Here is a 20422-nt window from a genome sequence, read left to right as displayed (position 1 = left end):
GCAGACATGCAGGCATTTTACGATGACATCGTATTTATCTATTTATTGATCAGCTAGCCAAAACAACGCTCGCCCCAACGTGCTAAGCCAGCCGTTACAGAACCAAAATAGCTACCACTCACAATCGGAATATTGGGTAATTGTTGTTCAATACATTGGCGTAAAATAGGTGAACGTGCAGTACCACCCGTCATAAATATAGCATCAGGCTTAACCTGGCTTTGTGCCATCGCCTCAATAACGAGATCACGCATTTTTTCTTTTGGTGTTTCGATCGCTTCAGCCAATTGTTGTACTGATATATCCACTTCAAACAAATCTTGCATTAACGCTATATTCACCGTGTGGTGAGTATGACTTGATAATGCAATTTTAGCTTCTTCTGCGTGACGAATAATTTGATAGCCAAGTGTTTCATGATAAACATGAATAAGTCGCGACAATAATTGTGGATCAGCAGCGTCATGGCGAAGTTTTTCTAATGCACGTAAATTTGCATCACCATAAAACTCAGTTTGAGCAGCAACATTATTAATCGCAATCGGATTCCAAAACTGATTAAACGGCATATCAATACCACGAAGAGTTTTGCTACCTAAGCCAAACTGTGGCATTAATTGCTTAAATGCCAAATGAATATCAAGATCATTACCACCAACACGTTGACCACTATGCGCTAATAAACTTGCGCTTCGATCGCTAAGATGGCGAAAGCTAGGCCCCATATTAATTAGCGAACAGTCAGTCGTACCACCGCCAATATCAACCACTAATACCGTTTTATCCGCTGTTAATGTTGACTCATATTCAAGCCCTGCTGCAACAGGTTCAAACTGAAAACACACATTTTTAAATCCAGCACGTTTCGCAGCTTGTGATAAAATACCTTCAGCTTGTTGGTTAGCACTCTCACCACCAATACCTTGAAAGTTAACAGGACGTCCAATAACAGTACTGACAATATCTTGTTGTAAACTTTGCTCTGCTGTGCGCTTTATATTAACCATCATTGCGCAAACAAGATCTTCAAAAAAACTAATTTGACCATCACGTAAACCATTAGCACCCAAAAAAGATTTAGGTGATTTAACGTAATACACTTCTTCAGGATCATTAAGATAAAGATCTAATGCTGCTTGACCAAATTGCAAATCACCAGCAACAACCTCAATATCTTCTTCGCGATTCATCGCCATAGCACGGCGTAAAACTTGTTCACCGGTTGAATTTGATGGCTTGATACCCATAAAACGGTATAAGTATTCAGACACCGCTTCACGCGTTGGCGCACATAAGGTCGACGGAATATATTGATTATTATTCTCTAACGGTAAAAGTTTAGGTTTACTGTCTTCCATCACTGCAACCGAACAATTTGCGGTTCCATAATCAAATCCAATGTACATCGATTAACACTCACATGCGGTAAAAAAGCCGCCAATAATAGCTTATTCTAAAAGGTAACACACGGAGATCTTAGTCTGTGTTTATATATAATAGAAGAACAACAATAAACGTTTAACATTTAGCCACAAATGAATTAAGTGGCACATTTTTTTATTCATTTTTATCATTTTGTCGATGCATTTACTGTCTTTTATCGACATAATAGGCTCATAATTTTTTTAAAAGTACAGAAATATGAAACGTATTTATCAAGCTTTTTTTGTTCTACTCTTTACAGTCATTGCGCTATCTGGATGTTCTGATTCAAAGACACCTCAAGAAGGTGACCAATATTCAGTGATCCCGACACCAATGCCAGCAATGAAAGGTGTAACTGAAATCTTTTCTCTTTCTTGTGGTCACTGCCGTAAGATGGAAAGCATTTTGCCTGAAATCAAAAAACTAACGAATGGCGATATTAAGCAAGTCCACGTTATTTTTAATGAAAGTGCACAAAAAGCAGCGTTCATTTTCTATGCTGCAATGGTACAAACAGACAATAAACCAAGCCATGCATTGGTTGAGCAATTATTTGCCTTTGTTCAAGACTCGCCAAAAGATATGAGCGTAGAACAACGTAAAACTGCTATTGATAAAATCTTCCACGATAACAATTTAAAAAGCCCTTATGAGCTAACAGAAGCTCAACAAAAAGAAGTTTTTAAAATGTTCCAACAATCTGAAGATATCGTGCGTAACGCAGCACTAGAATCAGTACCTGCATTTTTGGTTAACGGTAAATACTTAGTTAATACCAGCGCACATAAAAGCTTACAAGATCTAGCAAATACTATTGTTTACTTAAAAAACAAACAATAATTAACTATTTGATTATAAATACCTGCTCTTTTGCAGGTATTTTTTTATCTCTACATTTTGTATCGAAATATCAATAATTCTCGATGCTGCAATTTAATCAACAAATACTAAGCACGGCATATCATTATGATCTATACGATGAATACTGGTTTTAAACACCGCTTGTAATTGTTCTACATTCATCACTTGTTCAGCACTCCCATAACCGACACAATGACCATGATCGAGTAGCACAACACTATCAGCTTCACGTAAAGTTCGATTTAAATCATGATTAACCATCACCACAGCAATACCTTGCTGAGCAATATATCGGACCAATTGATACATTGTGGCTTCTTGACCAATATCCAATGCCGCAGCTGGTTCATCAAGTAATAACAATTTCGCTTGAGGATTAATACTTGGCCAAACTTGTAAACATGCAGCAGCAAGGCGTACTCGCTGCCATTCTCCGCCAGAAAGTTGTTGAATATTACGTGATAATTTATCTTGAATGTTTAATCGACTGCAAATCTCATCGAGTGCCATTTGCAATTGTTGATTATCAACATGCTGTAAAGCTGACACAGCCAACGACAAATATTGAAAAACAGGAATAGAAAAATTGGGTTTATCTTGTTGCGATAAATAACTTCGCACATGTGCTAGAGATGGTAGATCATAATCGGTTAAATCATCATTGAGTAATTGAATGCTACCCTCATAATCAAATAGCCCTGATAAAATCGATAATATCGTACTTTTACCGCTACCATTAGGGCCAATAACATGAGTGATCTGCCCAGCATACAGAGTAAGTGACACTGGTAATAATCGCGGTGTAAAAGCAATATCCTGCGCTTTTAAGATTAACTCTGCTGTTGAAATATCATAGCTCTCAAACGTTGTTATCATGCTTTAATCCAACTGCGAACGCATTAACATCCAAATAAACACAGGTGCGCCAAGTGATGTTGTCACCACCCCAATCGGTAAATCAGCATCACTTAATAATATTCGAGATAAAGTATCGGCTAATACTAATAATATTGCACCACAAATAGCTGAGAGCGGCAGTAAATATTTATTTTCTGTACCCAGTTGCAACCTTAATAAATGCGGCACAACCAAACCAACAAATCCAATCACACCTGCAAGAGCAACAGAGCACCCGACTAACAACGATATCATTAGAATCAATAGCCATCGAATACGTCGAACATCCACCCCTAATTGACGTGCAGCCACATCCCCAAGCATCATTACATCCAATGATTTACCTTGCAGACAAAGCACAACTAATACCGGCACAATAAAGAATAATAATGATAATTGCGGCCAATTCACGCCACCGACACTGCCCATCAACCAATACATTAACTGGCGCATACTTAAGTCATCACTGAAATAAAATGCCCATGTCACCACTGCGCCAGATAAGATCCCTAGTGCCACACCAATTAATAATAATCGCGCCATAGAGACTTTTTGACGGCGAGAGAATCCAACTAAAATCAGGGTAAATAATAACGCACCGACCATCGCAGCAAACATCGTCATCAATGGCGTAGGAGTGATAGGGATAACAAATAATAACAACACAACTGCTAGACTTGCGCCACCAGAAATACCAAGTACACCGGGTTCAGCTAATGGGTTCCCTAATAAAACCTGTAACACTGCACCAGAGCTTGCTAACGCCGCCCCGACCATCATTGCAGCGAGTACTCGAGGTATTCGCAATTGCAATAATAATTGTTGCTGCAGTTCACCAACGGGGGCCCAAGGTAAAATCCATATCTCACCAACAGCAATAGCAAACAGACAAATAGCGAACAACAATACAGATGAAACAATCAACCAAGCACGCCATCGCCGTTGCTGTTGATGTAATAATTCATTTAACAATATCAAGACTTATTACGCTCAAAATAGTAAGGTCAGACACCATACAGCGCCATTTTTATAATGCAAACAAACACCGTTAAAAGTTCATTATTTAAAGATAATTATCAATATGATGGGTTAGATTTAGCATAAACTCTGACTTGTTCATCAAAAATTAGACTTGCCTTTTTAACCATTAATGCTGCTCGTTGACCAACAACGACATGTCGATTAGGAAACACGACCGCTTCGCCATGAGTGTCAGCGACATACTTTTTATCACCATCGACTGCAAACTCATGACCCTCTGCAAAAAAAGTAAAATTAGCCACGTCATCATTAAACGTAAAGAAGAAGTCAGGCTGTTGCTTTACTATTGTTCGACTGACTTGATATACCTCTACTTCACTGGTCCAAATAATCGGCAAAGTAACATCAGTGATCAATTGCAATATTGCATGTTGAAATGGCGCCAAAACAGTAAAATCGTTCTGCCCAAGCTTGCCCACTCGCCCAAGTTCGACTGTCAACGCCTGTGCACCATGATATTCTGCGCTATACCATGCAAATGTCGGTGACGGTGTATTTGAAAGTAAAACGGCATCCAATTTGGCATGATGGATGAAACTGAATAATTTATTACTGCGAGTTTGTTTATCAGTGTAGGGGCTAATAGCGAAGGTATCGTGTTGTGATGGACGAATAGCACAATGAAGGTCAAGGTGCCATCGCTCTGGCTTTATGGCAATAGAGGTGCCATAAAAGCTGTTAATGGCCAACTGTAATGCATTCGCAATACGACACTCATTATTTTTCTCAAAATTTCTTACTTGAAACAGCCGATTCATATTTTCGGCCATAAAGCGTTGCTGATGATTAATCGCTTCAGGATGAGCAATGATCAATAGTAAACGGTGAACGGGTTGAATCTGCCCTAACACTACACTTGATGCTATTTGCTGAACAAGTTCAACTGGCGCAGTTTCATCACCATGGATGCCGCTAGACAATACAATATCTTTGGCATCGGAGGCTAATTCTCGTGGAGTGATTTGCAGTACACCCCGGTATAAGAGTTGGCAGTGTAACCCTGAATCTAATACCCACTCTCCGGCAACAAAAGGTTGGGAAAAGTCGCAAGTTGCTTTAAGAAACTGCCCGCGCTTTATCTGCTCAATTAACGTCATAATACAACCTCCTTGTTCATTTCAACACACACCCTCTATTTGGGCTTATATCATCCTCGACATAAGAAATAACAATATTACTATTATTAATATAGCCCTGTTGCCAGTGGCGTCACAACGATAGGTAATAAAAAACCCAAGTAAAAATACATTTACTTGGGTTTCAGTTCAGATCAGATCAGCAAACTTGCGAAAGATTTATTTATTAACTTCTAAACTTTCGACACGAGCCTTAAGCTTCTGACCAGGACGGAATGTAACGACACGGCGTGCGGAGATAGGAATATCTTCACCCGTTTTAGGATTTCTTCCAGGTCTCTCATTTTTGTCACGCAAATCAAAGTTACCAAAACCAGATAACTTAACTTGCTCACCATTTTCTAGAGCCTTCCTAACTTCTTCAAAGAAGACTTCCACCGTATCCTTGGCGTCCCGTTTGCTTAATCCAACATTTTCAAACAGGTTCTCAGCCAAATCGGCTTTTGTGAGCGCCATAGATAACTCCCTCAAGACTATGTTGAATGGATAGTGTACATACCTACATATAAAGTATGCCACTGTGAATAAGGTATATGTCAATTAGAGATGTAATTCTAAACTGCAAAAACTACGGGACTATATTATCCCTCTCACTATCAACTAGACTCAGTCTAAGCCAACTCGCTGATTTTCGCCAACTTTTTTACGTTAACTTCATGTCAAATCACACCATTTTAGTTACCAATTTTTGCTATAACAGTGCATCTAGTTGAGCTTGCCAAGACAACAAACAGCATTTAATCACTAAAAAACCAAAGATATGCAGTTAAAAACTCTACTTGAAGACTTTAAATCAGAAAATATAACTATTTATCAAGATGTTATTATTTTTTAGATCTAGATCAAAAAAAAGCAGCCTCAAGAGGCTGCTTTCCTAAAACAAAGACTTAAATTTAATTATGATGCTTTTTTAATCACGAAGTGATGCATCAAATTTTTCAGCCAATGCATTAACAATACTTTCTACTGCTGTTGCAATATCAGCTTCTTCTAATGTACGCTCAGTTGATTGCAACGTTAGCGCAATCGCAAGACTCTTCTGACCGTCATCTACACCTTTACCAGTGTAAACATCAAATAGATTAACTGCTTTTAATAACTCGCCGCCGTTGTCACGACAAGCAGCTACCACATCACCCGCAGCAATATCTTCATTGACTACAACCGCAATATCACGACGGTTTGCAGGGAACTTAGAAATAACGACAGCTTCAGGAAGCATACGCGTATTGATTGCTGCCCACTCGATTTCAAATACGATGGTACGGCCATTTAAGCCGAACTTACGCTCTAGCTCTGGGTGTACGGTACCAATGAAACCAATTTCTTTGCCATCAACAACGATTGCTGCTGATTGACCTGGGTGAAGTGCTGGGTGTTTAGCGGCTTTAAAGCTATAAGCATCTTTTGCTGTTAGCTCAAGAACGGCTTCTAAATCACCTTTAAGATCAAAGAAATCAACAGTATTAGTTTCAATATCCCAATGCTCATCACTACGGTTACCCGCAATCACACCTGCAAGCATCATTTCTTGACGCATGCCGTTTTCTGCTGATTGCTCAGGCACAAAACGTAGACCAGCTTCAAATAAACGTACACGTGGTTGCTGACGCTTTTGGTTAAACACTACTGTATTTAGTAGGCCAGTCCATAGGCTCAAACGCATTGCTGACATATCCGCAGAAATTGGGAATGGCAGAATCAATGGCTCAATTTCAGGCACAATTAGTTTTTGTTGCTCAGGCTCAACGAAGCTATATGTAATTGCTTCTTGGAAACCACGACCAACAAGCAAATCACGTACACGTTTCAACGGTAAATCCGCTTCTTTGTGTAGGTTCATGCTAAGTGCCGCAACTGGAGATTGATTAGGAATATTGTTGTAGCCGAAAATACGACCCACTTCTTCCACTAAATCTTCTTCAATTGCCATGTCAAAACGCCATGCCGGTGCTGTTGCTTTCCAGCCAGCATCTGTTGTTTCAACATCACAGCCAAGACGTGTTAGGATTTCAACCACTTCTTCAGAAGCAATTGCGTGACCTAATAAACGATCTAGCTTAGAGCGACGTAGTTCGATTGTTGCCGCTTTTGGCAAATCAGCTTCTGATTCAGCTTCAACGATTGGTGCAACTTCACCACCACAAATTTCAACGATCAGTGCAGTAGCACGCTCCATCGCTTTCATTTGAAGTGTTGCATCAACACCACGCTCGAAACGGTGTGAAGAATCAGTGTGTAGACCGTAGCTACGCGCACGACCACGGATCGCGTCTGGTGCAAAGAATGCACACTCAAGTAGTACGTCTTTGGTCTCAGCGTTAACGCCAGAGATCTCACCACCGAAGATACCTGCAATTGCTAGTGCTTGCTTGTTATCTGCAATCACTAGTGTATTGCTGTTTAATTCAGCTTCGTTGCCGTCAAGAAGAGTAAGCTTTTCACCCTGCTCTGCCATACGTACAACAATACCACCATCGATCTTAGCAAGATCGAAAGCATGCATTGGCTGACCCATTTCAAGCAATACGTAGTTAGTGATATCTACGATTGGATCAATTGAGCGAGTACCACAACGACGTAGTTTTTCTTGCATCCATAATGGTGTTTCAGCTTGCGCATTAACATTACGAACAATACGACCTAGGTAACGTGGACATGCAGCAGGTGCTTTAACTTCAATTGAAATAGTATCTGCGGCTGTTGGCGCAACAATATCAAATTGCGGTTCAGTCACTTCAGCACGGTTTAATACGCCTACTTCACGAGCAAGACCAGCAATGCTTAAGCAATCTGCACGGTTAGCCGTTAGATCAACATCGATAGTGACATCGTCAAGACCTAGGAATTCACGGAAATCAGTACCTAATACTGCATCTGCCGCTAACTCCATGATACCGTCAGACTCAACGTCAATACCTAGCTCTGTGAAAGAACAAAGCATGCCGTGAGAAGGCTGACCACGTAATTTTGCCTTCTTGATTTTAAAATCACCAGGCAGAACAGCACCAACAGTAGCCACTGCAACCTTAATACCTTGACGACAGTTAGATGCGCCACAAACGATATCTAGTAGCTCTTCAGCGCCAACATCTACTTTTGTTACACGTAGCTTGTCAGCATCTGGGTGTTGAGCACACTCAACAACCTGACCAACTTTAACGCCAGTGAATTCACCAGCAACTGCTTCAATGCCGTCAACTTCCAAACCAGCCATTGTGATTTGGTGAGCTAGCTCTTCGCTGTTTACTGCAGGGTTAACCCACTCGCGTAGCCAAGATTCAGAGAATTTCATAGATTTCTAGCCCCTAGTGCTTACTTGAACTGTTTAAGGAAACGTAAGTCGTTCTCAAAGAACGCACGTAAATCGTTAACGCCGTAACGAAGCATGGTTAGACGTTCAACGCCCATACCAAATGCAAAGCCTGAGTATTTTTCAGGATCGATGTTAACAGAACGAAGTACATTAGGATGAACCATACCGCAGCCCAAAACTTCTAACCACTTACCGTTCTTGCCTTTAACGTCAACTTCAGCTGAAGGCTCAGTGAATGGGAAGAATGAAGGACGGAAACGTACTTCAACTTCTTCTTCAAAGAAATTACAAAGGAAATCGTGAAGAATACCTTTCAATTGTGCAAAGTTTACATTTTCGTCAACTAACATACCTTCCACTTGGTGGAACATTGGTGTGTGAGTTTGATCGTAGTCATTACGGTAAACACGACCTGGTGCGATGAAACGGAATGGTGGTTTACCCGCTTCCATCGTACGGATCTGTACACCAGAAGTATGCGTACGTAGCATTAGATCTGGGTTGAAGAAGAACGTATCGTGATCTGTACGTGCTGGGTGATCTTCAGCAATGTTAAGCGCATCGAAGTTGTGGAAAGCATCTTCAATTTCAGGGCCAGCTTCAGTTGTAAAACCAAGCTCACCAAAGAAACTTTCAATACGTTCAATAGTACGCGTAACAGGATGTAGACCACCATTTTCAATACGGCGACCAGGTAAAGAAACATCAACAGTCTCAGCAGCAAGCTTAGCTTCAAGCTCAGCACGCTGTAGACTATCTTTACGCTCAACAAGTAATGTTTGTACTACTTGTTTCGCTTTATTGATTTCTTGACCAGCAGTGCGACGCTCTTCTGGTGGTAATTTACCTAGGGCTTGTAATTGAAGAGTTAAATGACCCTTCTTGCCTAGAAATTGAACTCGAACTTCGTCCAGAGCTACTGATGAATCAGCCTGCTCAATAGCTGCCGTTGCGTTGGCAATAATCTCGTCTAGATGTTGCATCGTATCCTCATCCACCCACAGGTGGCGTCCTTAAGGGAGATATAAAATCGCATAACGATACATACTAAAGAAAGCAGCGTCTAAATCCAAATTGAATCGTAATAAAACAGTAAGTTTGGACGAAAAAAAAACGCCTTTTGTCATTAATATTCGAATTTGTACTTTTTCAGTGCATTAACGATGAGTTCACTTAGACTATAAAACAGATTTCGCACTCCTATATTTCATTTTTCTCTCTTTCTAAAATTGAATGAAAAAAGTAAATTTTAGCAATATTCACTTTGGAATAATCATCATGAACACCCAATTTTTATCGGTCTTAATTAAAATAAGTATTTTTGCTTCCTTGCTCTGCCTCGCATTAGTCATCTTGGGCAATTATGGGATGACATTGAGTATGCCTATTGAAATGAAAGATCACCTAACAAATCAAACTCATATCGATTTCATTCATGTTATCTACTATGTTGGATTTAATTTCATGTTTGTTGGTTTTCTTGGTTGCTTAATCTGGCGAGTAAAAAAATCACAACAACAAATGAAGCAATCTCTTATGCGTAACAACGCATAACAAAAAAAGTAATTACTTGATTCATATCTTAATATTAGCGTCTCAATACATTTCATTCTAAATATTGAGGCGCTTTATATGTAATAAAGCTGTGATAAATACGATCTTTTTCTATCAAATTGGTTTTAAAGTTACATTTTTCAGTGTAAATTATGATCAATATCAATGTTAGGAACCATATTATGAATACTAAAGATCTTGCTGCTCTCTCAAAAATTTCAACTATCGCTGCGATTCTTTGTACTGCTTTATTACTGCTTGGTAATTATGGCCTAGCATCAGCAATGCCGATTGCACCAGAAGAGGGTTTCAATTTTATTAATCTTGTCTTCTTTATGGGTTTCAACGCATTATTTGTTGGTTTCTTAGCGTTTTTACTTAAGACTCTAGCAACAGCAAATAAAAAACGTAACCAACGTTACGCACGAGCATAAGCGGTAACAACGAAATTCTATTGTAAAGCCAGTAATAATATTCTATTACTGGCTTTTTACCCTTCGATGATTTTTTATATTCCCTCCTCGCTATATTTCCCCATAAAAAAATAAAAACAATACTGTATTGAATTAGTTATCAACCAATGCAATTGAACATCATTTTCAATGTAGTCATAAAACACACTTTACGTAATTAATTTACACTGAAGATGACAATGAGAAAGCAGCTTACAAACGATCACTACTATACGAGATGTGAGATGTGAGATGTGAGGTTCGAGATGTAAGGTGCGAGGTGCGAGGTGCGAGGTGCGAGGTGCGAGGTGCGAGGTGCGAGGTGCGGAACAATAACAAAGAATAATGACTTAGCGATAGATTTAAACGAAAAAAGGAGAGCCGAGGCTCTCCTTTCAATTTAAAACTAGACTGATAAATTACAGTGCAGCTTTTGCCTTTTCCACAAGAACAGTGAAAGTAGCTTTGTCAAATACAGCGATATCAGAAAGGATCTTACGATCGATTTCGATAGACGCTTTCTTAAGACCGTTGATTAGACGGCTGTAAGACATACCATTTTGACGTGCAGCAGCGTTGATACGTGCAATCCAAAGTTGACGGAAAGTACGTTTCTTCTGACGACGGTCACGGTAAGCGTATTGACCAGCTTTAGTAACAGCTTGGAAAGCTACGCGGTAAACACGTGAACGTGCACCGTAGTAACCTTTAGCTTGTTTAAGAACTTTCTTGTGACGTGCACGCGCTTGTACACCACGTTTTACGCGAGGCATAGGAGACTCCTAACTAAAATTAAAAAAATATAAAACTAAAAACGATTAAGCGAACGGAAGCATACGAGCAACTGCAGCCACTTCACACTTAGGAAGGATTGCATTTGGACGAAGCTGACGTTTGTTCTTAGTAGTACGTTTAGTCAGGATGTGACGCTTAGTAGCGTGCTTAAACTTAAAGCCACCAGCTGTTTTTTTGAAGCGCTTAGCTGCGCCACGATTTGTTTTCATCTTTGGCATGAGATGATAACTCCGCATTGTTGATAGTTAATAATCATAGTAATAGGGCGAACAAAAAGCGCTACTTAAAAGCAGCGCTTTTTAGCTACTTGAATGCCGTTATTACTTCTTCTTTGGGGCAAGCATCATGGTCATTTGACGACCTTCTACACGATTAGGGAAACTTTCACAGACCGCGATCTCTTCAAGTTCTGCCTTAATACGATTAAGAAGCTCAATACCAATGCCTTGGTGGGCCATTTCACGACCACGGAAACGTAGTGTGACTTTACCCTTGTTGCCCTCTTCTAAAAAGCGAGTCAGGTTGCGTAGTTTTACCTGATAATCGCCTTCGTCTGTACCAGGTCGGAATTTAACTTCCTTGATCTGGATTTGTTTTTGATTCTTCTTTTGCTCTTTAGCAGCCTTGCTCTTTTCGAACAAGTACTTACCATAGTCCATCACACGACAGACTGGTGGCTCGGCATTAGGGCTAATTTCAACTAGATCCACACCAGCATCAAGAGCAACATTCATTGCTTCTTCAATAGAAACAACACCGACTGATTCGCCGTCAAGGCCAGTTAGACGAACTTCACGTACGCCACGAATTTCTTCATTCAGACGATGCGCGTTTTGCTTAACTGGTGCTTGGGTTCTTTTTCCGCCTTTAATACCTTATTCCTCCACAACATTGAGCTTACGATTGCTGATTTCTTCTTGCATAAATGCAATTAATTCATCAATCTTAAATTTACCCAAATCTTTACCCTTGCGAGTACGAACTGCTACTACGCCTGCTTCGACTTCTTTGTCACCGCAAACGAGCATGAAAGGCACTCGCTTCAAAGTATGTTCGCGGATTTTAAAGCCAATCTTCTCATTTCTCAAGTCCGCATTGACTCTAATTCCACTTTTTTTCAATTTTTCTACAATTTCTTGCACATATTCTGCTTGAGAGTCAGTAATATTCATCACTACAGCTTGCTGAGGCGCCAACCATGTTGGGAAGAAGCCTGCGTAATCTTCGATAAGAATACCGATGAAGCGCTCTAGTGAACCAAGAATTGCACGGTGAATCATAACCGGTGTATGGCGTTCATTATCTTCACCTACATATGTAGCGCCTAAACGCTCAGGTAATGCGAAGTCAAGTTGAACAGTACCACACTGCCATGCGCGATCAAGGCAATCGTGAAGTGTAAACTCGATCTTAGGACCGTAGAATGCACCCTCACCTTCTTGAATATCAAATGGAATTTCCATTGACTCAAGCGCGGTAACTAAATCGGCTTCAGCTTTGTCCCACATTGCATCAGAACCAACACGCTTTTCTGGGCGAGTTGATAATTTAACAACAATGTTATCAAAACCAAATGTCTTATATGTATCATACACCATTTCGATGCAAGATGTAACTTCTTGTTGTACTTGTGCTTCTGTACAAAAAATATGCGCATCATCTTGGGTGAAACCACGTACGCGCATAATACCGTGAAGTGAACCAGAAGGCTCATTACGGTGACAAGAACCAAACTCTGCCATACGTAATGGTAAATCACGGTATGACTTAAGGCCTTGGTTAAAGATCTGTACGTGACCAGGACAGTTCATCGGCTTAATAGCGTATTCACGGTTCTCAGAACTTGTAGTGAACATCGCTTCAGCGTACTTATCCCAGTGACCAGAACGTTCCCAAAGCACACGGTCCATCATTAATGGGCCTTTTACTTCTTGGTAATCGTATTCGTTTAGTTTTTCACGAACAAATACTTCTAGCTCACGGAAGATAGTCCAACCGTTATGATGCCAGAATACCATACCTGGAGCTTCTTGCTGCATGTGGAACAGATCAAGTTGCTTACCGATTTTACGGTGGTCACGCTTTGCAGCTTCTTCTAAACGCGTTAGGTGCGCTTTCAGTGCTTTCTTATCGTGGAATGCAGTACCGTAAATACGTTGTAGCATCTTGTTATCGCTATTACCACGCCAGTATGCACCAGCAACACTTAATAGCTTAAAGTTCTGACAGAAACCCATGTGTGGTACGTGTGGACCACGACACATGTCAATGTATTCTTCATGATGGTATAAACCTGGACGATCGTCACGAGCAACGTTTTCATCTAGGATTTCGATCTTGTACGTTTCGCCACGCGCATCAAACGCATCACGCGCTTCTTGCCAGCTCACGTTTTTCTTCACAACTTGATACTTAGTTTTCGCTAGTTCAAGCATGCGCTTTTCAATAACTTCAAGATCTTCTTGTGTTAATGATTGCTCTAGATCGATATCGTAGTAAAAACCATTGTCAATCGTAGGACCGATCGCCATTTTTGCTTCAGGGTACAATTGTTTAATTGCATGGCCTAGCAAGTGTGCACATGAGTGGCGAACGATTTCAAGACCATCAACATCATCTTTTACTGTGATGATTTCTAGGCTAGCGTCATTTTCGATAAGATCACAAGCATCAACACGAACACCATCAACACGCCCTGCAATGGTTGCTTTCGCAAGACCAGGACCGATTGAAAGTGCAACGTCCATTGTTGATACAGCGTCGTCGAATTGACGTTGACTACCGTCAGGAAGAGTAATAACAGGCATTTAAATATCCTTAAACAGTGGTGCCACACACCAAGTAGCACATGTTGAGTTAACAAAGCTTTTAGAGAAGCTTTTATGAATAAAAATGTTTTTACTTTGATGCCGCAATACTGAGCAACACGCTAAGGTAAAAACTGGGTGACACTATACAAACGGTAACAAGATATTGCAAAGGATCACCCTAACTTTTTATACGCTTATTTTACTAAGGCGTAATTCACTACGTACAGTTTCTCGATACCAGGGTAAATATCGTTAATAACCGCTTTTAGTTCCGTTAACGTCATGTTTTCTTGTTGTGCATGAAAATCATTTAAATCACTAAATGCTATTGGTTCAACACTTAAAATCTCTAAGCGACAAAACCAGCGTCCATCCTCATAAGTTGATACTTCAACGGTAGTACCTGGAACATAATGACGTTCAGCTTCATCACGAATCGTTATTGTCTTTTTTCCTGACAATATATCGCTTTCAAAACGTGCAAAAAAAGTCATTTCTGTAGGGATAATAGGTGTAGTCATTATAATGTCCTTCACGACTAAATAAATTTTCGCTTAGAGTAACTACAAATATTTAAAAGTAAACGGACAATCGCCAAGGAAAATAAATATTTATTCAAGATTAATAAAATTCCAACTTTAACAAAACAGCAAGTATTTCAATTTTTTCAATGCGTTACACCTGTGCACCTTAATGAATTACTTAAAATAGCATCAACTTCACAGATATATATAAACGAAATGGACTAAGATGTTGATAGACAAGTTTTATCTAGTCCAATTTTATGCGTGGAGGATGCTATGTGGCAGGCTATTTCTCACCAGTTGTCGGAAGTACTTGGTCGGCAGTTCAAAATCAACGAACGTGAAGCTATTCTAGGTGGTGATGTTAACCAATGCTATTGTGTTGGCGATGGCGAACAACGCTTTTTCATCAAACTGAATGATAAAGATCAGCTTACTGTTTTTGAAACTGAAGCCGAAAGTTTACGTATCCTCAATGAGGCTGATTGTGTTCAAGTGCCACAACATTTCCATCTTGGTACTTGTCGTGATAAATCTTTTCTTATTCTAAATTATCTTCCCACTAAAACCATTGATGACGAGTCTGGCTATAAACTCGGTCAACAACTCGCCCAACTGCATTTATGGGGCGACCAAGTTGAATTTGGTTTTGATTTTGATAACTATATTGGTTTAACCCCTCAACCCAATAAATGGCGTCGTCGCTGGGATAAGTTTTTTGCTGAACAACGCATTGAATGGCAATTACAACTTTGTGAAGAAAAAGGGCTACATTTTGGTGATATTGACACAATAACAGCTAATGTCGCGCAACGACTAAGTAATCATCAACCTAAACCATCACTACTCCATGGTGACTTATGGCATGGTAATACGGCTCTAACGGTATTAGGCCCGATTATTTTTGATCCGGCGACTTATTGGGGTGATCGTGAATGTGATGTTGCTATGACAGAGTTGTTTGGCGGTTTTCCTGCCAGCTTCTATAAAGGTTATCAATCTGTCTACCCTTTAGACGAGGGCTATCAAGACCGTAAAGATCTTTATAATCTTTATCATATTCTTAACCACTGTAATCTCTTTGGAGGCGAGTATATGGGGCAAGCGCAGCATATTATTGCCAAGTTACTGTTAGAAGAGTAATTACGGTTATTTATTTTCATATCATGCCAGCACTATTGCCACATAGTGCTGGTGCTTTAAACCTGTATTCGCAAAATAGAGAACTACCAACTAGGATCTATAATAATATACAGCACAATTAAACGATGCCTTTCATATTTATATTAAGGATCTATTATGCACAAATATTCAACTCAAAACGTCTGCTGCCCACATTGCGGTCACAGCATAAGAATCCCTCTAGATGCGAGTGCTGGTAGTCAAGACTTTTATGATGATTGCACTATTTGCTGTAATCCTATTCATTTAACCATGGAAGTCGATGAACTACATAAAACCATTAATCTATTTGTTGATGCTGATGATGAGCAAATATTTTAATAATGAGTCTTATTTGCCATCATACGTTCAACAGTATCCACAATAGCTTGTGTTTGTGGATCAATTTCCACATTAATAATATCATTTATTACACGGCTTTTAAGGTTCGTGCGTTGTAAGGTTTCAGGAATTAAATTGACATTAAAATGTCCGTCTTTAACTTCACCAATGGTTAAGCTAATCCCATCAATACCGATGTACCCTTTTGTGAAAATATATTTTATTAATTGTGCTGGCACTGAAAACCATATTTGATGATTATTTTCGGTAATATTTACGGCTGAGACTGTTGCTGTAGCCATAATATGGCCCGACATGGCATGTCCTCCAATCTCATCGCCAAACTTAGCAGCACGTTCAACGTTGACATAATCTCCAACATTGAGCAGACCTAAATTGGTCACATTCAATGTTTCCTGCATTAAATCAAACGATACTAATTGATCTTTAATTTCCGTTACCGTCAAACAACAGCCATTGTGAGCCACAGAAGCCCCCACAACTAATCCTTGAGTCATCTCAAAAGGTAAACGGATAATATGCGTTTGAAACTGCGTTTTTTTATCAATACTAACAACTTGTGCAGTAGCTTGTATAATTCCAGTAAACATACCTATCCTTATATTATTTCACTTATTTACTCTATGATTAATATATCAATTTATTAAATATTATTAATAAAAACACACATACAATGTTCGATAAAGTAACGTTCTTGTCAGCTATAGTTATCAAGAGTAACTTTTTGACATTGAGGTGACACTTTAAAAGTGCCATAAGCGTATTAATTGTATAACAATAAAAGTTAGCCAATTTTGACTAACTTTTTCTATTTTATACCTAGTCAACCTAGTCAATAAATAACATCTATTTAAAGGTACATCATGGCCGCTAATGCCTCGTCAACCGTTACATTGTCACCACAACAACAGCAACAAACTATTTTACGCATTTTACTTATTAGCTTGTTAGTGGTGTTATCTGGATATTATATTTGGGTACTGTATAAAGCAATAACGCCTAATGTCAGTCTTGCTTATAAAGCATACTACATTAAAAATCAGACCTTATATTGGCAACCTAAACAACCTAACCTTGCGCTAACATTACCAAGCACCTTAAAGACAACCAATAATGTGCCAAATTTATCTCGAGCAGGCTGGAGTTTTGATACCAGTGACAATATGCGCCAGCTGTCTCAGCAAGGTGGTTTATACTTTACATTACCGAATGTGCCTACAACCAATGTTAAGATTACATTTACCTTAACAAAAACGCAGCAACAGCTAAAACCACTGACGTTTACCTTTAATCATCACCAAGGCACATTATTACCGCAAGCACAGGGAAATATACTGGTTGCTCAACTGCCAAAACAACAATTTCTAGCAGCTTCAAAACAATTACAATCATTCATATTAACTACGCCAACACCACTACAAGTTACGGCAATAAGTCTAACACCAACTAATGTAGATACTTTACCTTTGCCACATAGTGCTGGCTCTTTTAATCAAAAAATTGGGAACGTCGAATGAATCAGAAACCAAACCCACTTGATTACCGTTTATCGCTTATTGTGCCCGTTTATAATGAAGAGGTTGCTATTGAGCCCTTTTTAACGGCTATCAATGACAAACTCAGTAGCATTCGTTCACACATTGATATTGTGTTTATTAATGACGGCAGTAAAGATAATACTCGGCACGTTATTGATAGAATGATAGAGCAAGATCCAAGTATCTCATTGGTCAACTTTGCGCGTAATTTTGGTAAAGAAGCCGCAATGACTGCGGGTTTAGATTACGTTCAAGGCGATGCTGCCGTCATCATGGATGTTGATTTACAAGATCCACCTGAAGTCATTTTAGAATTTGTTGATCTGTGGTTAACGGGTAACTATGACACGATTTATGGTGTTCGCGTTGATCGCTCACAAGATACTTATACTAAACGCTTAACTGCTGGCGGCTTTTACCGTTTTTTTAACTTTTTATCTGCCGAAACCACGCTACCAGAAAATGCGGGAGATTTTCGATTAATTAACCGCTGCGTAATCGAAACAGTCAAACAATTACCTGAACGTAATCGTTTTATGAAAGGCTTGCTAGCGTGGTCATCATTACGCGCTATTGGCGTAAATTTTCAGCGTCCAGAACGTCTTATTGGCGACACCAAATTTAATTATTGGAAGCTGTGGAATTTTGCAATGGATGGCATCACAAGTTTTACTGCTTGGCCATTACGTGTTTGGGGCTTTGTCGGTTTTGGGATTTCATTTTTATCTTTTATCTTTTTAATGTACATCGTTATTAGTGCACTCTGTTTTGGCGTCCATACCCCTGGTTATGCCTCTACTATTTCAGTAGTACTGTTTTTAGGCGGTATTCAACTGATATCTTTAGGTGTAATTGGTGGCTATGTCAGCCGTATTTATACTGAGCTTAAACATCGACCAATCTATTTAGTAGAAGATGTGTACGGGAACTATAAAAACAATCCACCAGCATCAAAAAATCAACATTACACTCAAACAACAGTAAATAAGCCTAGCCATCATTATGAGTAATTCTTTTGTTAAACATTTTTGGCAACTTAACCGTTTCGCTATTGTTGGGTTACTAGCCACAGCGGTGCATTTGTCTATTGTACGCTTGTATTTTTTTCAAATGGCACATCCTTCAGAATATATTGCCAATATTCTAGGGTTTGCCGTTGCTTTTTTAGTGTCATATTTTGGTCATCGCCATTTCACTTTTGCCCAAAAAGGCTCATTTTTTAAATTCTTAGCAGTGTCTCTATTTGGATTTTTAATTAATAACCTTATTTTGGTGACATTGTTACAAACAGCGCATGTTAAAGGATGGATAGCAGTCACTATTTCAACCTTATGTGTACCAATCATTACTTTTATTTTATCGAAATTTTGGGTCTTTAAATGAATCCCTTATCTGTTACAGACATTCGTCTTACCCGCAAAGATTGGTTAAACCTGATCTTTGCTGTCATTGTTAGCCGTATTGTTATCTACGCTCTTGGTCTGTGGGGTGTAAATATGTTCATGACTGGCCATTATGCAGAGCAACCTTTACTACAAACTGTTTGCCGTTTTGACTGCGTTTGGTTTTATCGCATAATCGATAATGGTTATGATCTTATTCCACAATGGCTTGGTCAAAAAAATGCAGCAAATTGGGCGTTTATGCCATTACAGCCCTTTCTAGGATGGATATTTTCGCACTTAACCTCTTTTGAAAACCCGATTAATAACTATCGCTTTGGGTTAGCATTTGCATCTAATCTAGCGTTTTTATTTAGCATTCCAATGGTATTAATGGTGCTCAAGCAGCTAAAACTGAGTGCTGCAACACGTTCTACCATGGTATGGATCTTATGTTTTTCACCTTATACTGTTTACTCCTCTGCTGGTTATACCGAGCCACTCTTTATTGCCTTAGTGGCAGGGGTGTTCTTATTTAGCTACCGTCAACAGTGGTTTTGGGTTGCTATTTTAGGCATGCTTGCCGCTGTAACTCGTAACCTTGGTGTATTCTTAGTCTTCCCAGTATTAATTATTGCGATTCAACACTACGGTATTCAAAGTTTCTTACGTTTTAAAACACCAGCATTAAAAGTTTTAGCCGCTATTTGGGTGATCCCTATTGGCTTTTTTGGCTTTATGACCTACTTATATTTCCATGTTGGAGACGCACTTGCATTTGGTCATATTCAAATAGCTTGGGGACGTCAACTGACTAATCCATTTCATTGGTTGATGTTTGGTTTTGAAACGGGCGGTCCGAAATTATATCTCACGATTATGGCGCTACTTTCGTTTGCACTTAATATTTACTTAGTAGTACGTAAATATTATGCCGAAGCGCTGTTTATGTTTATTTGTTTAATACTGCCGCTTTCATCAAGCCTTAATGCCATGCCACGTTACGCATTTGGTCTTTATCCAACCTTTCTTGGATTAGCTTTACTTGTCGAACGTTACCCAAGTATTAAAACGCCAATGCTGTGTATTTTTAGTGCCGCGAGCACCTTTATTGCGATTGGTTTCTTTGGGCATCACTTTTTTACCGTCTAACTCAGTACCCTTACT

General features: G+C 39.3%; 22 protein-coding genes. 9 read left to right on the top strand and 13 right to left on the bottom strand.

Annotation, left to right across the window (positions count from 1 at the left end; genetic code table 11):
• Nucleotides 1–53: 53 nt before the first annotated feature.
• Entirely contained in the window at nucleotides 54–1406 is a 1353-nt protein-coding gene (gene yegD, locus PAND9192_RS02755) for a molecular chaperone (RefSeq protein ID WP_087852431.1), read from the bottom strand.
• Between the two features lie 235 nt (nucleotides 1407–1641).
• Here yegD and PAND9192_RS02750 point away from each other — a divergent pair, with 235 nt between their 5' ends.
• Complete coding sequence (locus tag PAND9192_RS02750) at nucleotides 1642–2265, top strand: thiol:disulfide interchange protein DsbA/DsbL (RefSeq protein ID WP_087852430.1); 624 nt, start codon at nucleotides 1642–1644, stop codon at nucleotides 2263–2265.
• 93 nt (nucleotides 2266–2358) lie between these two features.
• Here the strand turns inward: PAND9192_RS02750 and btuD are convergent, their stop codons facing one another.
• The 6 genes from btuD to pheS form a co-directional block, all read right to left on the bottom strand.
• Complete coding sequence (gene btuD / locus PAND9192_RS02745) at nucleotides 2359–3162, bottom strand: vitamin B12 ABC transporter ATP-binding protein BtuD (RefSeq protein WP_087852429.1); 804 nt, start codon at nucleotides 3160–3162, stop codon at nucleotides 2359–2361.
• A 3-nt stretch (nucleotides 3163–3165) separates the two neighbouring features.
• Nucleotides 3166–4158, bottom strand: coding sequence for a vitamin B12 ABC transporter permease BtuC (btuC, locus tag PAND9192_RS02740; RefSeq protein ID WP_087852888.1), 993 nt, complete (start codon nucleotides 4156–4158; stop codon nucleotides 3166–3168).
• 101 nt (nucleotides 4159–4259) lie between these two features.
• Nucleotides 4260–5321 carry a succinylglutamate desuccinylase gene (locus tag PAND9192_RS02735; RefSeq protein ID WP_087852428.1) on the bottom strand — a complete coding sequence of 354 codons (1062 nt, stop codon included), beginning with the start codon at nucleotides 5319–5321 and terminating at the stop codon, nucleotides 4260–4262.
• 198 nt (nucleotides 5322–5519) lie between these two features.
• Nucleotides 5520–5816 (bottom strand): integration host factor subunit alpha, encoded by a 297-nt coding sequence (gene ihfA, locus PAND9192_RS02730; protein WP_036795089.1) that lies wholly within the window; start codon nucleotides 5814–5816, stop codon nucleotides 5520–5522.
• Between the two features lie 454 nt (nucleotides 5817–6270).
• The gene (pheT, locus tag PAND9192_RS02725) at nucleotides 6271–8655 is read right to left on the bottom strand and encodes a phenylalanine--tRNA ligase subunit beta (RefSeq protein WP_087852427.1); all 2385 of its coding nucleotides are present in this window, start codon (nucleotides 8653–8655) and stop codon (nucleotides 6271–6273) included.
• Nucleotides 8656–8675: 20 nt separating this feature from the next.
• Nucleotides 8676–9659 carry a phenylalanine--tRNA ligase subunit alpha gene (gene pheS / locus PAND9192_RS02720; RefSeq protein ID WP_087852426.1) on the bottom strand — a complete coding sequence of 328 codons (984 nt, stop codon included), beginning with the start codon at nucleotides 9657–9659 and terminating at the stop codon, nucleotides 8676–8678.
• 295 nt (nucleotides 9660–9954) lie between these two features.
• Here pheS and PAND9192_RS20510 point away from each other — a divergent pair, with 295 nt between their 5' ends.
• Both PAND9192_RS20510 and PAND9192_RS02715 read left to right on the top strand, forming a co-directional pair.
• Complete coding sequence (locus PAND9192_RS20510) at nucleotides 9955–10230, top strand: hypothetical protein (RefSeq protein WP_144018073.1); 276 nt, start codon at nucleotides 9955–9957, stop codon at nucleotides 10228–10230.
• A 182-nt stretch (nucleotides 10231–10412) separates the two neighbouring features.
• Nucleotides 10413–10664 carry a phenylalanyl-tRNA synthetase subunit alpha gene (locus PAND9192_RS02715; RefSeq protein WP_036795095.1) on the top strand — a complete coding sequence of 84 codons (252 nt, stop codon included), beginning with the start codon at nucleotides 10413–10415 and terminating at the stop codon, nucleotides 10662–10664.
• Nucleotides 10665–11101: 437 nt separating this feature from the next.
• Here PAND9192_RS02715 and rplT read toward each other — a convergent pair whose 3' ends face one another.
• The 5 genes from rplT to yqfB form a co-directional block, all read right to left on the bottom strand.
• Nucleotides 11102–11455, bottom strand: coding sequence for a 50S ribosomal protein L20 (gene rplT / locus PAND9192_RS02710; protein ID WP_036795101.1), 354 nt, complete (start codon nucleotides 11453–11455; stop codon nucleotides 11102–11104).
• Between the two features lie 45 nt (nucleotides 11456–11500).
• Nucleotides 11501–11695 carry a 50S ribosomal protein L35 gene (gene rpmI / locus PAND9192_RS02705; protein ID WP_005367387.1) on the bottom strand — a complete coding sequence of 65 codons (195 nt, stop codon included), beginning with the start codon at nucleotides 11693–11695 and terminating at the stop codon, nucleotides 11501–11503.
• A 102-nt stretch (nucleotides 11696–11797) separates the two neighbouring features.
• Entirely contained in the window at nucleotides 11798–12349 is a 552-nt protein-coding gene (infC, locus tag PAND9192_RS02700) for a translation initiation factor IF-3 (RefSeq protein WP_080888971.1), read from the bottom strand.
• 3 nt (nucleotides 12350–12352) lie between these two features.
• Nucleotides 12353–14284 (bottom strand): threonine--tRNA ligase, encoded by a 1932-nt coding sequence (gene thrS, locus PAND9192_RS02695; RefSeq protein ID WP_060996461.1) that lies wholly within the window; start codon nucleotides 14282–14284, stop codon nucleotides 12353–12355.
• A 197-nt stretch (nucleotides 14285–14481) separates the two neighbouring features.
• Nucleotides 14482–14808 (bottom strand): N(4)-acetylcytidine aminohydrolase, encoded by a 327-nt coding sequence (gene yqfB, locus PAND9192_RS02690; RefSeq protein ID WP_087852425.1) that lies wholly within the window; start codon nucleotides 14806–14808, stop codon nucleotides 14482–14484.
• Nucleotides 14809–15087: 279 nt separating this feature from the next.
• Here yqfB and PAND9192_RS02685 point away from each other — a divergent pair, with 279 nt between their 5' ends.
• Entirely contained in the window at nucleotides 15088–15954 is an 867-nt protein-coding gene (locus PAND9192_RS02685; protein WP_087852424.1) for a fructosamine kinase family protein, read from the top strand.
• Nucleotides 15955–16110: 156 nt separating this feature from the next.
• Nucleotides 16111–16314, top strand: a complete 204-nt coding sequence (locus PAND9192_RS02680) for a CPXCG motif-containing cysteine-rich protein (protein ID WP_060996464.1) — start codon at nucleotides 16111–16113, stop codon at nucleotides 16312–16314.
• Here the strand turns inward: PAND9192_RS02680 and PAND9192_RS02675 are convergent.
• Complete coding sequence (locus PAND9192_RS02675) at nucleotides 16311–16925, bottom strand: riboflavin synthase subunit alpha (RefSeq protein ID WP_087852423.1); 615 nt, start codon at nucleotides 16923–16925, stop codon at nucleotides 16311–16313. The two genes, PAND9192_RS02680 and PAND9192_RS02675, sit on opposite strands and share 4 nt — an antisense overlap.
• 273 nt (nucleotides 16926–17198) lie before the next feature.
• Between PAND9192_RS02675 and PAND9192_RS02670 the strand changes: the two genes are divergently transcribed.
• The 4 genes from PAND9192_RS02670 to PAND9192_RS02655 are packed head-to-tail and all read left to right on the top strand — an operon-like array spanning nucleotide 17199 to nucleotide 20407.
• A complete protein-coding gene (locus tag PAND9192_RS02670) occupies nucleotides 17199–17852 on the top strand; it encodes a riboflavin synthase subunit alpha (protein WP_087852422.1) in 654 nt (217 codons plus the stop codon).
• Nucleotides 17849–18883 (top strand): glycosyltransferase family 2 protein, encoded by a 1035-nt coding sequence (locus PAND9192_RS02665; protein WP_087852421.1) that lies wholly within the window; start codon nucleotides 17849–17851, stop codon nucleotides 18881–18883. The genes PAND9192_RS02670 and PAND9192_RS02665 overlap by 4 nt, the downstream gene beginning before the upstream one ends.
• Nucleotides 18876–19256, top strand: coding sequence for a GtrA family protein (locus PAND9192_RS02660; RefSeq protein WP_087852420.1), 381 nt, complete (start codon nucleotides 18876–18878; stop codon nucleotides 19254–19256). Before PAND9192_RS02665 ends, PAND9192_RS02660 begins: the two co-directional genes overlap by 8 nt.
• Complete coding sequence (locus tag PAND9192_RS02655; RefSeq protein WP_087852419.1) at nucleotides 19253–20407, top strand: hypothetical protein; 1155 nt, start codon at nucleotides 19253–19255, stop codon at nucleotides 20405–20407. The genes PAND9192_RS02660 and PAND9192_RS02655 overlap by 4 nt, the downstream gene beginning before the upstream one ends.
• Nucleotides 20408–20422: the final 15 nt, after the last annotated feature.

The organism is Photobacterium andalusiense (assembly GCF_900185625.1).
GTDB classification, from domain to species: Bacteria; Pseudomonadota; Gammaproteobacteria; order Enterobacterales; family Vibrionaceae; genus Photobacterium; species Photobacterium aquimaris.
This window is presented reverse-complemented; position numbering and strand designations above follow the sequence as displayed.

Excerpts from the sequence above, each read along its gene's own strand:
- yegD (WP_087852431.1), bottom strand. The coding sequence starts at position 1,406 with ATGTACATTGGATTTGATTATGGAACCGCAAATTGTTCGGTTGCAGTG.
- PAND9192_RS02750 (WP_087852430.1), top strand. The coding sequence starts at position 1,642 with ATGAAACGTATTTATCAAGCTTTTTTTGTTCTACTCTTTACAGTCATT.
- btuD (WP_087852429.1), bottom strand. The coding sequence starts at position 3,162 with ATGATAACAACGTTTGAGAGCTATGATATTTCAACAGCAGAGTTAATC.
- PAND9192_RS02735 (WP_087852428.1), bottom strand. The coding sequence starts at position 5,321 with ATGACGTTAATTGAGCAGATAAAGCGCGGGCAGTTTCTTAAAGCAACT.
- ihfA (WP_036795089.1), bottom strand. The coding sequence starts at position 5,816 with ATGGCGCTCACAAAAGCCGATTTGGCTGAGAACCTGTTTGAAAATGTT.
- pheT (WP_087852427.1), bottom strand. The coding sequence starts at position 8,655 with ATGAAATTCTCTGAATCTTGGCTACGCGAGTGGGTTAACCCTGCAGTA.
- pheS (WP_087852426.1), bottom strand. The coding sequence starts at position 9,659 with ATGCAACATCTAGACGAGATTATTGCCAACGCAACGGCAGCTATTGAG.
- PAND9192_RS20510 (WP_144018073.1), top strand. The coding sequence starts at position 9,955 with ATGAACACCCAATTTTTATCGGTCTTAATTAAAATAAGTATTTTTGCT.
- PAND9192_RS02715 (WP_036795095.1), top strand. The coding sequence starts at position 10,413 with ATGAATACTAAAGATCTTGCTGCTCTCTCAAAAATTTCAACTATCGCT.
- rplT (WP_036795101.1), bottom strand. The coding sequence starts at position 11,455 with ATGCCTCGCGTAAAACGTGGTGTACAAGCGCGTGCACGTCACAAGAAA.
- rpmI (WP_005367387.1), bottom strand. The coding sequence starts at position 11,695 with ATGCCAAAGATGAAAACAAATCGTGGCGCAGCTAAGCGCTTCAAAAAA.
- thrS (WP_060996461.1), bottom strand. The coding sequence starts at position 14,284 with ATGCCTGTTATTACTCTTCCTGACGGTAGTCAACGTCAATTCGACGAC.
- yqfB (WP_087852425.1), bottom strand. The coding sequence starts at position 14,808 with ATGACTACACCTATTATCCCTACAGAAATGACTTTTTTTGCACGTTTT.
- PAND9192_RS02685 (WP_087852424.1), top strand. The coding sequence starts at position 15,088 with ATGTGGCAGGCTATTTCTCACCAGTTGTCGGAAGTACTTGGTCGGCAG.
- PAND9192_RS02680 (WP_060996464.1), top strand. The coding sequence starts at position 16,111 with ATGCACAAATATTCAACTCAAAACGTCTGCTGCCCACATTGCGGTCAC.
- PAND9192_RS02675 (WP_087852423.1), bottom strand. The coding sequence starts at position 16,925 with ATGTTTACTGGAATTATACAAGCTACTGCACAAGTTGTTAGTATTGAT.
- PAND9192_RS02670 (WP_087852422.1), top strand. The coding sequence starts at position 17,199 with ATGGCCGCTAATGCCTCGTCAACCGTTACATTGTCACCACAACAACAG.
- PAND9192_RS02665 (WP_087852421.1), top strand. The coding sequence starts at position 17,849 with ATGAATCAGAAACCAAACCCACTTGATTACCGTTTATCGCTTATTGTG.
- PAND9192_RS02660 (WP_087852420.1), top strand. The coding sequence starts at position 18,876 with ATGAGTAATTCTTTTGTTAAACATTTTTGGCAACTTAACCGTTTCGCT.
- PAND9192_RS02655 (WP_087852419.1), top strand. The coding sequence starts at position 19,253 with ATGAATCCCTTATCTGTTACAGACATTCGTCTTACCCGCAAAGATTGG.